At 29.7% G+C, this 14,893-nt stretch carries 14 protein-coding genes; 2 read left to right on the top strand and 12 right to left on the bottom strand.

Features of this window, described 5'->3' with window-relative positions:
• Positions 1-4: 4 nt before the first annotated feature.
• Positions 5-1,273 (bottom strand): kynureninase, encoded by a 1,269-nt coding sequence (kynU, locus tag BWR22_RS12880; protein WP_076734068.1) that lies wholly within the window; start codon positions 1,271-1,273, stop codon positions 5-7.
• Between the two features lie 17 nt (positions 1,274-1,290).
• The gene (locus tag BWR22_RS12875; protein ID WP_076734067.1) at positions 1,291-1,941 is read right to left on the bottom strand and encodes a hypothetical protein; all 651 of its coding nucleotides are present in this window, start codon (positions 1,939-1,941) and stop codon (positions 1,291-1,293) included.
• A 63-nt stretch (positions 1,942-2,004) separates the two neighbouring features.
• Between BWR22_RS12875 and BWR22_RS12870 the strand changes: the two genes are divergently transcribed.
• Positions 2,005-2,805: a class I SAM-dependent methyltransferase gene (locus tag BWR22_RS12870; protein ID WP_076734436.1), complete on the top strand. Its 801-nt coding sequence runs from the start codon at positions 2,005-2,007 to the stop codon at positions 2,803-2,805.
• A gap of 6 nt (positions 2,806-2,811) precedes the next feature.
• Here BWR22_RS12870 and BWR22_RS12865 read toward each other — a convergent pair whose 3' ends face one another.
• From BWR22_RS12865 to BWR22_RS12845, 5 genes are all read right to left on the bottom strand, one after another.
• Positions 2,812-3,729, bottom strand: a complete 918-nt coding sequence (locus BWR22_RS12865; RefSeq protein WP_076734066.1) for a YeiH family protein — start codon at positions 3,727-3,729, stop codon at positions 2,812-2,814.
• Positions 3,730-3,805: 76 nt separating this feature from the next.
• On the bottom strand, positions 3,806-4,690 hold the full coding sequence (locus BWR22_RS12860) for a LysR substrate-binding domain-containing protein (RefSeq protein WP_076734065.1): 885 nt from the start codon (positions 4,688-4,690) through the stop codon (positions 3,806-3,808).
• Between the two features lie 185 nt (positions 4,691-4,875).
• Positions 4,876-5,958 (bottom strand): hypothetical protein, encoded by a 1,083-nt coding sequence (locus BWR22_RS12855; protein ID WP_076734064.1) that lies wholly within the window; start codon positions 5,956-5,958, stop codon positions 4,876-4,878.
• 77 nt (positions 5,959-6,035) lie between these two features.
• The gene (locus BWR22_RS12850) at positions 6,036-6,737 is read right to left on the bottom strand and encodes a hypothetical protein (RefSeq protein WP_076734063.1); all 702 of its coding nucleotides are present in this window, start codon (positions 6,735-6,737) and stop codon (positions 6,036-6,038) included.
• Positions 6,724-7,287, bottom strand: a complete 564-nt coding sequence (locus BWR22_RS12845; RefSeq protein WP_076734062.1) for an RNA polymerase sigma factor — start codon at positions 7,285-7,287, stop codon at positions 6,724-6,726. The genes BWR22_RS12850 and BWR22_RS12845 overlap by 14 nt, the downstream gene beginning before the upstream one ends.
• Before the next feature lie 256 nt (positions 7,288-7,543).
• On the opposite strand from BWR22_RS12845, the gene BWR22_RS12840 reads away from it, so the two are divergent.
• Positions 7,544-9,205, top strand: a complete 1,662-nt coding sequence (locus tag BWR22_RS12840; protein WP_076734061.1) for a T9SS-dependent choice-of-anchor J family protein — start codon at positions 7,544-7,546, stop codon at positions 9,203-9,205.
• Between the two features lie 83 nt (positions 9,206-9,288).
• Here the strand turns inward: BWR22_RS12840 and BWR22_RS12835 are convergent, their stop codons facing one another.
• The 5 genes from BWR22_RS12835 to mreC form a co-directional block, all read right to left on the bottom strand.
• Positions 9,289-10,266, bottom strand: coding sequence for a polyprenyl synthetase family protein (locus BWR22_RS12835; RefSeq protein WP_076734060.1), 978 nt, complete (start codon positions 10,264-10,266; stop codon positions 9,289-9,291).
• Positions 10,267-10,359: 93 nt separating this feature from the next.
• Positions 10,360-11,634, bottom strand: a complete 1,275-nt coding sequence (gene rodA, locus BWR22_RS12830) for a rod shape-determining protein RodA (RefSeq protein WP_076734059.1) — start codon at positions 11,632-11,634, stop codon at positions 10,360-10,362.
• Between the two features lie 11 nt (positions 11,635-11,645).
• Positions 11,646-13,565 (bottom strand): penicillin-binding protein 2, encoded by a 1,920-nt coding sequence (gene mrdA / locus BWR22_RS12825; protein WP_076734058.1) that lies wholly within the window; start codon positions 13,563-13,565, stop codon positions 11,646-11,648.
• Entirely contained in the window at positions 13,562-14,071 is a 510-nt protein-coding gene (locus tag BWR22_RS12820) for a rod shape-determining protein MreD (protein ID WP_076734057.1), read from the bottom strand. The genes mrdA and BWR22_RS12820 overlap by 4 nt, the downstream gene beginning before the upstream one ends.
• Positions 14,064-14,882, bottom strand: coding sequence for a rod shape-determining protein MreC (mreC, locus tag BWR22_RS12815; protein ID WP_076734056.1), 819 nt, complete (start codon positions 14,880-14,882; stop codon positions 14,064-14,066). Before mreC ends, BWR22_RS12820 begins: the two co-directional genes overlap by 8 nt.
• Positions 14,883-14,893: the final 11 nt, after the last annotated feature.

Raw genomic sequence — 14,893 nt, 5'->3', positions numbered from 1 at the left:
ATAATTAATCTAAGATCTCTTTCAATTTTTCTACCATTTTATATACATCTTCAAAGGAGTTGTATAAAGGCACAGGAGCACAACGTATTACATCTGGTTCTCGCCAATCTGTAATAATATTTGCTTCGGTTAATTGTTTGTGTAGGTTTTTGTCTGCATCTTTGACTTGAATAGATAATTGGCAACCACGTTCCTTTGGATTGGTAGGCGTTATTATTTTAATCTTATCGTTATTCAATTCGTTAATTAAATACTCGAAATAACCTGTTAGTTTTTCAGACTTTTCACGAAGTGCATCCATACCAACTTCATTAAATATATCTAAAGAAGCTTTAATTGCAGCCATAGATAAAATGGGCGGATTACTAAGTTGCCAACCTTCTGCTCCTGGAATAACGTCTAACGGTTGACGCATATTAAATCGTGTTTCTTTATTATGACTCCACCAACCAGCAAAGCGTTTTAAGTCTTTATTATGAGCATGTTTTTCGTGTACAAAAAGTCCGCCTAAACTACCAGGACCAGCATTTAAATATTTATACGTACACCAAGCAGCAAAATCTACTCCAGAGTTATGGAAGTCTGGTTTTATGTTTCCTGCGCCATGCGCTAAATCGATACCAACCATACAGTTTTTGGCATGACCTATTTCTGCTATTTTTTTTATGTCTAAATATTGTCCTGTGTAGTAATTTACACCTCCAATAAGTAATAATGCAATTTCATCACCTTGTTCTTCTAAAATAGTTTCTAGATCTTCTATGTTTAAAAGCTCTTCGCCTTCACGAGATTTCCATTCTATCACACCTTCATTAGCATCAAAACCATGAAACTCTAATTGTGTTTGTACTGCATACCTATCACTAGGAAAAGCATCACTTTCAATTACAATTTTATATTTTGTTTTTGTAGGTTGATAAAAGCTAACCATTAATAAGTGTAAATTGGTAGTTAAGGTGTTCATTATAACTACTTCAATAGGTTTTGCTCCTACAATTTTTGCCATGCTTTCGGTTAAAAATTCATGGTAAGGCATCCAAGGATTTTTAGCTTCAAAATGTCCTTCTACACCAAGGTTTGCCCAATCTTCTAACTCTTGATTTATGTACTCTTTTGTAGCTTTTGGTTGTAAACCAAGGGAGTTCCCAGTAAAGTACAACCAATCGTTTCCGTCTTTATCTTTAGGAATATGGAATTGATTTCTGTAATGTGAAATTTTATCTTCTTTATCTAATTGCTTAGCGTAATCGCTGCCTAATTTATAGTTTGACACTTGGTTGTTTTTTAATGTTATTCTGTAATTACTTTAATGTTGGTGAAGTTAAGGTTCCAGTTGCCTTCAGCCATTTTATGTTCTTGAGCTATTTTAATTCCATTAAAATTTTTATAGTTTTCAAAGGTATTTGTCATAGACGGCTCTGTAGCATTAGCTTCTCTAAAATTCCATTCTTTAATGGTATAGTTATCATCATAAAAAATATCGTAAGCATCTCCAGGAGTATAACCACCATCTGTAGGATAGGTTAAAGTGACTTTGTTAAGTTGTTTTTTGCTAATTGGAGCTTCGGTTATAGAAGGCTCACTTAGCGTAGCACTTTTGTCCCATATTAATTGAAATGGTAAGAGTGCCCAGTATTTGTCGTTTATAAAAGCACGATCTGCTTTTAAACTTTCTTGTTCAACTTTAAATGTATTGTAAGTAATTGTATCTTCTTTTGTAAGCATGGTAACCTCGTTTAGTTTAGGTTTCCATATCCAAGAACGTTCAAAATGAGAGCTGTCTTTATCAACATTAAATGTAAAATGAAATGCTTTAACTTTATCCCAGTTTGTAAATCCATGCGCATTAGCAATTTTTTCGGCTAGTGTATATTCTTTTTTTTGTTCTTTTTCTTTACAAGATGAAAAAAGAAGTAAGCAAATAATTAGTAATCTGTACATGGATTTTGGTTTTCTTTCAAAACTAAGAAATATTAATTAGTTTTGGTAAAATACCAACAAGATATGAGTACTAATTCTAAATATTTTAGCACAAATAAAGCTACTTGGAACGACAAGGTAAAAGTACATGCTAAAAGTGATATGTATGCTATGGATGATTTTAAGAAAGGAAAATCTTCTTTAATGCAATACGAGAGAGAGGCTTTAGGTAATGTAAATGAAAAAACGCTATTGCATTTGCAATGTCATTTTGGTCAAGATACTTTAAGTTGGAGTAGATTAGGTGCAAAATGTACAGGTATAGATTTAAGTGACGAAGGAATAAAACTTGCGCAGCAGTTAAATTTAGAATTAGAGTTAGATGCTAAATTTGTGTGTTGTAATGTACTTGACACAGCTAAGCACGTTGATGGTGAATTTGATATTGTTTTTACTAGTTATGGTGTTATAGGTTGGTTGCCAGATTTAAAACCTTGGGGACAAATGATAGCTCAAAAACTAAAAAAAGGAGGCACATTTTACATGGCAGAGTTTCACCCAATTGTTTGGATGTTTGACTATTTAGAAAATAAACCTATTATGAAATATGGTTACATGCAAGATGAAGTAATTTATGAAGAATACGAAGGAACTTATGCTAATCAAAACTCAAAAATGGTAAGTAAAGAATATGGTTGGAATCACGGTTTAAGTGAGGTTATAAATGCTTTAACTGAAGCTGGTTTGCATATTGAATATTTAAATGAATATAACGAAAGTCCTTACGATGTATTACCAGCATTAGAAAAAACATCATCAGGAATGTTTGTAACAAAAGATAAATTGTATCCTTTAATATTTGAAATTAAAGCAACTAAGCTTTAGGCTTATTTATAGAATATAAATTAATGAGAATATTGAAATAAATATCCAAAGTGACAGTGCTAAAAAAATAGGTTTAGTGCCAGTTAATTTTAAGTCTTTTATAGAGATTGTAGAGCCAACAAGAAATAATGTTACTATTAATAAACGTTTAGAAATTGTAACAATAGATTGAGTTATAGGCTCTGGTAAAATATGATAACTATTAATTATAATTGCTGCAATAAACAGAACAATAAAATAAGGAATCTTTATTTTTTCGCCTTTTGTTTTAAAAAGAAACATAGAGAAAATAGATAAAGGTATAATCCATAATGTTCTAGATAGTTTTACTGTTGTGGCTATACGTAGCGCTTCTTCTCCATAACCTAATGCAGCTCCAACTACAGAACTTGTATCATGTATAGCAATAGCACACCATAAACCAAATTGTTCTTGTGTTAAATTTAGCCAATGCCCAATAGCAGGAAATACAAATAATGCTATAGAATTTAATAAAAATACAATACCTAATGCAACGCTTATAGTTTTACTTTTAGCTTTTATAACTGGTGAAATTGCTGCTATAGCACTTCCTCCGCAAATAGCAGTGCCAGATGTTATAAGATGCCCTAATTTTAAGTTTATTTTAAAAACTTGAGTTAATATTAAACCTAAAGACACCGTTAAAATTATAGAGAATATGGTTAAACTTAGTCCTTCTTTACTCGTTTGTAAAGTTTCTTTTATAAACATACCAAAGCCTAATCCTACTACCGATATTTTTAAAAAATAGTGAATGGCTTTGTGGCTATATATTTTAAAAGGATTATTAAAAATAATAGTAAAAATAAAACCTAGAATTAAAGCTGTTGGACTGTTTATATAGCCTAATAAAGCAATAATAATTATAAGGAAGTAAATTGTTTTAGATAAATAAGCTTTCATACTGTTTAGTATTATTCAATACAAAAATAGTATGTAAGGATAACTTTTTAGCAACTTTAAAAGTTATTGTGGATAACTAAAAGTTATAATTGTAACGAATAAATGTTTTGAAGTTTTCGAAGGTTTGCGATAAATATCCGGTTCTATTTACAAAATAAAACCACCGCTCAATACTTAAATCTTTAATGTCTATTATTTTGAGTTTATTATTTATTAAATCATCTGAAATAGAATGAATTGAAAGCAATGCATAATGATCTGAATGATATAAATAATTTTTAATCGCTTCAGTACTATTAAAGAATACTACAGCATTAAGTTGTTTTACATTGTGTTTTGATAAAAAAGTATCTATAATTACTTTTGTTCCAGATCCTCTTTCGCGTTCTACTATTGGGATTTCTTTTAAGGTGTCTATATCAATACTTCCTTTTTGAAATGCATTATTATTTACATTGGTAACAAGAACTATTTCATCTTTAATAAATTTTTCGAATTGCAATTTTGGATTTGCAGTACTACCTTCTGTAATTGCAAAATCTATATCTTCATTTAAAATTGAATTCTCAATATTTTCAGAATTATTACTAACTATATTAAATTTTGTTTGTGGATATTGAGTTGTAAACTTAGCAATAACTTTGGGTATAATATAATTAGACAAAGTTGTGCTTACACCAAAATTGATAAAATTTGGAAACTCATCTTTTTTATGTAAAAATTTTTCATCCATTTGAGCATAGATTTCTAAAATTTTATTGGTGTAAATTAGAAAAGACTTTCCTTCTGTTGTTAATTCTATAGAGTTTCTTTTTCTTATAAATAAAGTTGTTTTGTATTCCTGTTCTAAATTTTTAATAGCTTTAGAAATAGCAGGTTGAGAAATGTGTAGTTGTTCTGCAGCTTTTGTAAAACTTAAGTGTTTTGCAACAATTTTGAAGATATGTAATTTAGTTTTCATTAGCCAATGTGCAATTTTATAACATTTTCAATTTATTTTAAATAAGAGCTTATTAAAATAAACCGAAAGTTAGTATTTTTTATAGACTTATATAAGTTACTTAAAAGCTATAATTAACTAATGAAATTGTGTTAATATTTTAAAAGAAACCACTGCTAATATTTAATTAACAGTGGTTTTTAGTTTTAATCAAAATCCAATCTTATACCTAAAGAAATATTATTTTGTTCTAAGGCATCGTTTTTAAAGGTTTTAGATATATCGTACTTAGCGTATAAGCTAATATCTCCAACACCTATATAAGCACCAACACCGTAAACTATTGGGTTTGTATTGTAATTTCGTTTAATCTTTTCTTTAACTCTATCACCATCTTGCTTATATTTTAGTTTTTGCATAGTTCCGGTTCTTAGTCCTGCAAAACCACCAACTCCAAATTTAAATTTACCATCGTTAACATATCTTACATAATCTGTTTTTTCAATTTTACGCATTTTACCAAATTCAAAATAAAAAGGAATAACAAGGTTTGTAATTCGTAACTCGGCTAGTTTTAAATTTTCACTAAAAGGTTCTAATGTTGTCGTGTTTCCGTTTTGAACAAATATTTTATTGTCTTCTAAAGAATATCTATTAGTTTGAAAAGTTAAACCGTATTTTATTCTTGGAGCATTTCCAGAAACTCCAAGTCTTGTTTTCCAGTTTAAGCCTATTTCCCAAAATTCAGAATCTTGTATGTCGTATGGAGAATCGTTTAAGCTTCCACCATCTACAATAGCATTGTTAAAACCTCCCGCATATGATAGTTCAAAAGTTGTGCGAGTATCGTATTTAATTTTTTTCTTCTCTGGATTAACAACTGTAACGCCTGTAAAACTATTAACACTGTTTAGGTCTTTAAAAAAAAGATCGTACTCTTTCCCTTTTAAATTACCATTTTCATCTATTGGTGTTGGCAGGTTATTTCTTTCGTAAAAAGCTAATTTGTTTTCAAGAATTAATATTCTATTTTCTATATTTAAAGCTCGTTTTTTTGCGGCTATTTCTTTTAGGTTTTCTGCTTGACCATAAGTAATTTTTTTTTCTGTTACTTGTTGGTTTATTGCTTCTACTTCAATTTTTAATGCCTCTTTTTCTTCATTTTTAATGTTTTCTTTTAATGTTTTAATGCTTTGTTCTTTAGATTTTGGAATACTGTCTTGAGCAGCAGCATTAGAAGCGAATATTGCTAATATAGCAATGATAATGTACTTTGTAATTGATGTCATAAATGTTCGTTTTTGGGTGCAGATAGTAGTACCAGCACATGTTGATAATTGATTTTTATTGATGATTTTTTTTGTGGTTATTCGTTACGTTCTGCAACCGATTCTTTTACCGTTTGGTAGCCTTTTCTTACTGTTTTTAGTATTTTATCTCTAAATCTCTCGTCTAGATCGTCTTCTACAGCAATTAGTAACTCGTTATGGTCAATAGGTGTATTTTTATTTATAGTTTTTTTACTTTTAATACTTTCTGTTGCTTGAGCAAGAAGCATATCTACTTCATCTCTCTCAATAGGTTGTTTTTTTATTTTGGGTATTTTTATTTCAGTTATAATAGTATTATTTTGAGATAAGTTATTTAAGGTTTCTTTATTTTTAATTGGAGTTTTTTTACTGTTATTATTTATGGCTAACTCATTAGAAACTTTAAGATTCTTACTATTTGTTTTTTTAATATTTCTTTTAACTTCAACAATTACTTCGTTTTTAGGAATTACTCTTTCTATTTCTTGTTTTTCTATTTTTTGAGTGTCTTGTGTTTTATTTTGGTTAACAATAATTGTGTTGTTATTATTTGTTTTAGAAGAAAAAAATAAATTTGTTACTAATAATATACCAACAATACTTGCAGCTATGCCAAGCCACCATAGTCCTTTTTTATTATGCTTTTTTTCCTCGTGATCTAAACGTTGAGATAGTGTCTCCCAAGCTTTAGCAGAAGGCTGAATAGTTCTTTTTTCGAGCCTCTTTTTCATATCTTCTTCATTTTTAATTGGTGCCATAACTCGATGTGTTTAATTTTTTTATTTCTGCTTGAAGCAATTTTCGTGCTTTAAATAATTGTGATTTTGAGGTGCCTTCATTAATGTTTAATAGATTGGCAATTTCACTGTGTTTATAGCCTTCTATGGCATACATTATAAAAACAATTTTATAACCTTCTGGTAGTTTGTCTATAATTTCTTGTATGTGTTCTACTTCAATTTCACTATTTATATGGTCTGAATAATCATTTTTTATATCTATATCTTCTACCGCAAATTCTATATTTTTTTGTTGTCTTAAAAAGGATATAGATTCACGAACCATAATGCGTCTTATCCAACCTTCAAAACTACCTTCGTTTTTAAAACTTTTTATGTTTGTAAAAACTTTAAAAAATCCATTTAACATTGCTTCTTCTGCATGTTGTAGATCTTTAATATAATATCTACAAACACTTAACATTTTTGGTGCATGCAACTCATACAATACGTGTTGTGCTTCACGATTGTTTTTTTGAGCTCTTTTTATAAGCTTCGTTTCATTTTTATAGAGTTGAATGACTTTCAAAAAACTTTTAGTTTAGTGGTTCTATTTATAAAGACGCAAAATTTAAATAAATGGTTGCCTAGATATTAAAAAATTCTACTATTTTTTTAATTTTTTAAAAAATAGTCTTGTTTTAAAATCTTAAAAAAAACACGTTTTATGCTTTTATTTCAAACAATTTCTCAATTCTCAATTTAATTAGCAGGAAAGTACGGTTTTTATTGAATTATTTTTATGTATTTTAGTGCTATTATTAATCAACAAAATTTTTAAGGGTATGAAAAAAATTACTTTACTATTACTATTATTATCTATAAATGTCACTTTTGCGCAAGTGTTATTTGAAGATGACTTTGATGGTTCTGGACCAGGACTAGCTGGTTGGACATTATACGACGAAGATGGCTTGACACCTAATGCTTCTGTAGCTCAATTTACATCTGCATGGATTGAAGCCGATGATTTTGATAATACAGGAGATGTAGTTGCCATGAGTACATCATGGTATGATCCAGCAGGTACGTCGGACGATTGGATGGTAACTCCTGCAATAACACTAACGGGTAATGCAGTATTAACTTGGGAGGAAGAAGCTCAAGATGCAGGTTATCCAGATGGATATGAAGTTCGTGTATCTACAACAGGTAATGCAGTTGCAGATTTTACAGATGTAGTATACTCAACTACTGCTGCTTCTGGTGCTGTTTGGTCTACTCAATCTGTAGATTTAACTGCCTATACAGGAAGTACTATTTATATAGCTTGGAGAAATAATTCTACAGATCAATTTGTTTTAATGATAAATAATGTTTCTGTAGAGGTGCCACCTGCTTTTGATGTGGCAATTACTAGTTCAGGAGAATTACAAAATCAATATACTCAAATTCCACTAGAGCAAATTTCTTCAATAGGAACAAATGCAACTATACAAAACATGCAAGCTGGAGCTGTAACTAATGCAATTGCTACTGTTACTGTAACAGATGCTACAAATGCAACTGTATATACAGAGTCTAGTGCACCATATTCTATTGCAGGAAACGCAACTCAAGATGTTACATTTACAGGATTTACACCAACTGCAGTAGGAACATATTCAACAACTTATACAGTAACAATTACTGAGGCAGATGGTGATGCTACTAACAATACTTTTACAACTATGGACACTGTAGTTACTACTAATACTTATGCAAGAGATGATAATACAGTTACAGGTACATTAGGTATTGGAGCAGGAACTAGCGGTCAACTTGGTCAACAATTTGATGTTTTAGTTACCGAAGATATTTCTTCTGTTACATTTCAATTAGAAGATACTAATGGAGAATTAGCTGGTACAACAACATATGTAACGGTTTGGGACATGGTTGGAGGTGTGCCTAATGCAATTATAGCACAAACAGATCCTGTTACTTTAGTAGCTGGTTCTAATGTGTATACAGCACCTATTGCTGTAGAGCCTTATACGCTTGCTCCAGGTCAATATCTTGTAGCTATAGAAGAAGGTGCTTTTAATATTACATTAGCAACAACTACTCAAATTTTTACTCCAGGTACAACTTGGGTTAACTGGCCAACAAACCCAAATGGAACATGGTCTAATAACGAAGATTTTAATTTTAATGTTTCGTATCTATTACGTCCTAATTTCCAAGATGAAAACTTAAGCGTTGATAATTTTTCAATTAATAATATAACTATAGGTTTATTTCCAAATCCAGCAAGTAATATGCTTACTATTAGTAATCCTAATCAAGAACAACTTGAGCAAGCTACTATAACAGATATTACTGGTCGTGTTGTAAAAACTTATAACTTAAATGGGACTGTAGAAAATAATACCACTATAGATGTTTCTTCTTTAAGTAGTGCAAGTTATTTTATGACTATAAAAAGCAACGCAGGAGCTGTAACTAAGCAATTAATAATCGATTAATTTCCTAGTAGAATAATTATTTAAAAAGCCAGTAGCTAAATTTAGTTACTGGCTTTTTTATTTTTTTTAATAAGAAAAGTATTTTATTTCTTCCTTTCTATTACGTAATTCACCATCAACTCTAATGAAGATTTATAATCGGAATCTGGAAACTGTTGTAGTATTTGTAATGCTTCGGATTGAAAAGCTTTCATTTTTTTAACAGCATATTCTAAACCACCATTATCTTTTACAAAAGCAATAACTTCGTTAACACGTTTTTTGTCTTTATTATGGTTTTTAATAGAGTTTATAAGCCATTTCTTTTCTTTATTACTTACTGTATTTAAAACATGAATAAGTGGTAAAGTCATTTTTTGTTCTTTAATATCTATACCAGTTGGTTTTCCAATACTTGTAGAACCATAATCGAAAAGATCGTCTTTTATTTGAAAAGCCATACCTATTAATTCTCCAAATTTTCGCATCGTTTCTACTTCTTGGCTATCTGGTTTAACAGAAGCTGCACCAAGACTACAACAAGCAGCAATTAATGTTGCAGTTTTTTGTCTAATTATTTCGTAATAAATTGTTTCTGTAATATCTAAGCGTCTGGCTTTTTCAATTTGAAGCAACTCACCTTCGCTCATCTCACGTACAGCAACAGATATAATTTTTAGTAAATCGAAATCATTATTGTCTATAGAAAGAAGTAAGCCTTTAGATAATAAATAATCACCAATAAGTACTGCTATTTTATTTTTCCATAATGCATTAATGCTAAAAAAACCACGACGTTTATTACTGTCGTCTACAACATCATCATGTACTAAAGTAGCGGTATGTATTAATTCTATAACAGATGCTCCTCTATAAGTTCTGTCTTTTACCTCTCCATTAGACACCATTTTTGCAACAAGAAATACAAACATTGGTCTCATTTGTTTGCCTTTTCGGTTTACAATGTAATGTGTGATTCTATTTAATAAAGCAACTTTAGAGGCCATTGCTAAACGGAACTTTTGTTCAAAAAGATCCATTTCGTAAGCAATAGGTTGTTTTATTTGTTCGGTTATTTTCAAAGGAAAAATTTCAGTGATACAAAGCTACTGATAAAAAGTGAATAGTTAAAAGTGAATATTAAAACTAAAAAACAAAATTTAATAGTTAAATAATTACCATTCATTTATTCTATTAGAATCTAATTTAACAAAAATAAATACAAGAATAGTAAATCCCCAAAGACCAGAACCTCCATAGCTAAATAAGGGTAGTGGAATCCCAATGGTTGGTATCAAGCCCATAACCATACCTATATTAATTAAAAAATGTATAAATAATATGGCTCCTACGGCGTAACCATAGACTCGACTAAATTGAGATTTTTGAAGTTCGGCTAGATGAAGTATTCTTAAAATTAAGAGCACAAAAATAAGTACTACTCCAAAACTGCCTATAAATCCCCATTCTTCACCTACGGTAGTAAAAATGTAATCTGTATGTTGTTCTGGTACAAATTTACCTGTAGTTCTTGTACCTTCCATAAAACCTTTGCCTTTAAAACCACCAGCGCTAATAGCTTTTTCGCTTTCTAAAAGATTGTAGGCAGCTTCTTTTTTCATTTTTTCTAATTTGTCGGCATCTTTTTCTAAGCTTAACCAAATAGTAATTCTATCTTTTTGATGAAAAGGTAAAAGCGAATCGTAAGTGTAACGCACAACAAAAGAGATAAGTAATGCAATAACTAAAGCTATTATAGGTTGAAAAAATGAAGGCTTTTTCTTTAAAGTAAAATAATACCCAAATACTACAATAGCTGCAACAAGCATAGTTATAATTACTCCAAATTTTAAAGCACAAATAGCCAATACTATAAGTACAGAACCTAAAATAAGATAAATTTTAGGAAGTCCTTCTCTATATAAAACAAAGAAAAATGCACCATACACTAATGTACTTCCAGCATCTTTTTGTAATAAAATTAAAAAAGCAGGAATTACAATAATTGCAAAAATTCTAATTTGATGTTTAAACTGTTTAATGTCGGTTTGCAAATCGCTAATATATTTAGCAACAGCTAATGCTGTAGCTGCTTTTGCAAATTCACTAGGTTGCAATGTCATGCCTCCTAAATCGTACCATGAAGTAGCGCCGTTAATATTTTTTCCAAAAATAAATAGACCTATTAAGGAGAGGAGTGAAGCAAAGTAAATAATACTTGAAAACCTTTCGTAAAACTTAGCGTCTATAGATAGAATAAGAATGATTAATACTATTGAAAGTATAATAAATACAAGTTGTTTACCGTAAAACTCTGTAAAACTAAAATAGTCAACTATTTCACCAGAATGTGAGGCCGATAAGATGTTTAACCAACCAAAGCCTGCTAAAATAAAGAACAGTAAAATAGTAATCCAATCGAATTTAAAATGTCTATCGGTTTGTCTCATTTAAACGTTACTTATGGATTAGAGTTATCTGGCAACCCAATAACTTCTTCCATAGGAATTATTTGGTATTGTGTTTCTCTATTTATTTTAAATGGTTCTCCAGAATAAGGTTTAGCATATTCATTTTCTAAACTGTGTGTTAATAACCAGTTTTCTAAATCTTTACGAGTAATTTTTTTATTAACGTATTTTTCTATCATTAAACTCGCAATTTTACCAGCAAACCTACTTCCAAAATAACCGTTTTCTACAAATACAGCTAATGCTATTTTTGGGTTATCTTTAGGTGCAAAAGCTACAAAAATAGAATGATCTGTTAATTGTGTTTTTACACTATCTATTATTGCAAAATTTTCTACGGTACCTGTTTTTCCACAAATTTCAAGCCCTTTAACCTGTAGGCTACTTGCTGTTCCTTTTTCATAAACTTTAAGCATACCTTCAATAACAGGCTCAAAATGTTTTTTGTCTATTGTTGTATATTTAGGAGTAGTAAATTTATCTGGTAAAGTTTCTCCTTCAATAGCTTTAACAATATGTGGTGTATAGTAGTAACCTCTATTTGCAATTGCTGCAGTCATATTTGCAAGTTGTATAGGTGTTGTAGCAACTTCTCCTTGACCAATAGCATTAGAGATAGTATAGGTTGAATAAAAACGTTCTGGATATGCTCTTTTATAATAAGCTTTATCTGGAATTCGACCTTTTTGACCAACGGCTAAATCATTATTTAAAAAATTACCTAAGCCAAAACTTTTGGCATGTTTACTCCACATCTCGACACCATCTCTGGCATTTCCTGGTTTGTCTAAAATTCTTCGATATGTAGTAGCAAAGTATGCGTTACAAGATTCTTGAATACCTCTAACAACGTCGTTTCTTGCACCATAGTGGCAGTGGCATTTCATAAATCTATTACCATATTTATAACCGGAGTAGCATGTTATTTTTTCATCAGTAGAAATTACATTTTCTTGGAGTCCTATTAAAGCATTCATTAATTTAAAAGGCGACCCAGGTTCGTAAACACCTTGTAAACTTCTATTAAATAAAGGTTTTGCTATAGAATCGTTATATAGTTTTGTGTAATTTTTAGATCGTTTTCTACCCACCAAATCGTTTGGGTTATATGTTGGTGCTGCTATCATGGCTAAAATTTCTCCAGAACTTGGTTCTAAAGCAATAATACCACCACGTTTATTTTGCATAAGCCATTCGCCATAGGCCTGAAGTTCAGAATCAATTGTAATTTTTATGTCTTTACCTTGTTGAGGTAATGTATCATACTTACCATCTTTATAAGGTCCAATATTTCTATTAAATCTGTCTTTTTGTATAAATTTAATACCTTTTCGACCTCGTAAAATAGAATCGTAAGATTTCTCTACGCCTTGTTTACCCATTAAATCACCTATTTTGTAATAAGGGTCATTTGCAATATCTCTATTATTAACTTCGCCAATATCTCCTAAAACATTTGCTCCAATAGTAGTTTCATATTGACGTAAAGAACGTTTTTGAATATGAAAACCAGTATATTTTCTCATTTTTTCTTGAAGTACAGCGTAATCTTCTTTAGATAAATGAGATACAAATGGTGAAGGTAATCTCCATGAATAATTTTTGGCTTTTTTTAGTTGGCTATCAAAACGTGCTTTATCTATTTTTAATAATTTACAAAACTCTAAAGTATCTAATGGTTCTATTTCACGAGGAATAACCATAACATCGTAAGATGGTTGGTTTGCAACTAAAAGTTTACCGTTTCTATCGTAAACAAAACCTCTTTTTGGGTAATCGTAAACTTTTCTAATAGCATTATCATCGAAAATACTATTAGAACTAGAATTATAGATTTGTAAGTAAAATAATCTTGCAGTAAATATTATACCAACAAGAATAACAGTAAGAAATAATAAAAGTTGTCTCATTTTTTATTGGTACCACTAAAAATTATAGTTATTAATATACTTAATAGTATAGTAAATATACTTGAGAATAACGTGTTTTGTAGTACTAAAATTATCTTAGAAAAGTTAAATATTTCAAGAGAGAATAAAATAAAATGATGTATAAGTGTTAAAATTGAAATGTATATAAAGCGCTGTCCAAAATCAACTTGGTTAAACTTTATAGCTTGATGGTCATAAAGTGCTCCAAAACTAAATTTTAAAGCTGCTGGTCTTATAAAAGCTATGGTTACAGATGCTGCAGCATGAATACCTCCAGAGTCTAAAAACATATCTATAAACAACCCTAAAAGAAAACTTAATAAAATAAATAACATTCTATTATTTTTTATTGGGAATAATAAAATGAATAAAATATATGGATATGGGTTTATGTAACCCATAAAATTAACATGACTTAATAACAGTACTTGTAATAATAATAAAATTACAAAACGGATGGTATGTATAGATAAAAAATTAGTCATTGTTTTCTAATAGGTTTTCTATCTGTTCTGCATCTCTATTTTCAATTATATAAACATGTTCAATATTTGTCATGTCGTTAAAAAGAGTAACCTCAATTTCATAATAATTTTCTGCAGTATCTAAATTAAAACTAGATACAATACCAATAGGAATGTTTTTTGGAAAAATAGCAGAGCGACCAGAGGTAACAATAGTATCTCCAGTTGCTACAGGTGCAATTTTTGGAATTTCACTAAGTTGTATTTTGTTTGGTAACAAACCATCCCATTTAATAGATCCAAAATGGTTGGTTTTTTTAAGTTTTGCACTAATGCTACTAGTTGTATTTAAAATAGATAATACAGTTGCGTAATTGGCATTTGTTTTTTCTATAATACCAATTATTCCCTTACTGGAAATAACACCAAAATCTTGTTTAATACTATCTTTTTTACCTCTGTTTAATAATAAAATATTATTTGTAGAAGAGTAGCTGTTTCTAATAACTTGAGCAGGAGTAAAAATGTAATTTTTAGCAAAATTTAGACTATCTACATATGGTGAATTTAAATTGTTTTCTACATTAAATAGAATAGACTTTAATTGGTTATTCTCTTCTTGTAGTAGTTTGTTTTGTTCACGCAAACCAAAATAATCACTAATATTATTAGAAGCATTAAAAATGCCTCCACTTAAAAAATTTGCTGAATTTATAAAGCGGCTTCTATGGTAACTATGAGATTGTATAGTTAACATTACCGAAATAAATAACAATAGCAGGAACAGAAGAAACGTTTTGTTTCTTAGTATAAAGTTTACTATTTGTTGCATTTATTAGGGCT

It is taken from the genome of Lacinutrix venerupis, from assembly GCF_001971745.1.
In the GTDB taxonomy this organism is placed as follows: domain Bacteria; phylum Bacteroidota; class Bacteroidia; order Flavobacteriales; family Flavobacteriaceae; genus Lacinutrix; species Lacinutrix venerupis.
The sequence above is the reverse complement of the archived record's forward strand: the minus strand, read 5'-3'. Positions and strand labels throughout refer to the sequence as shown.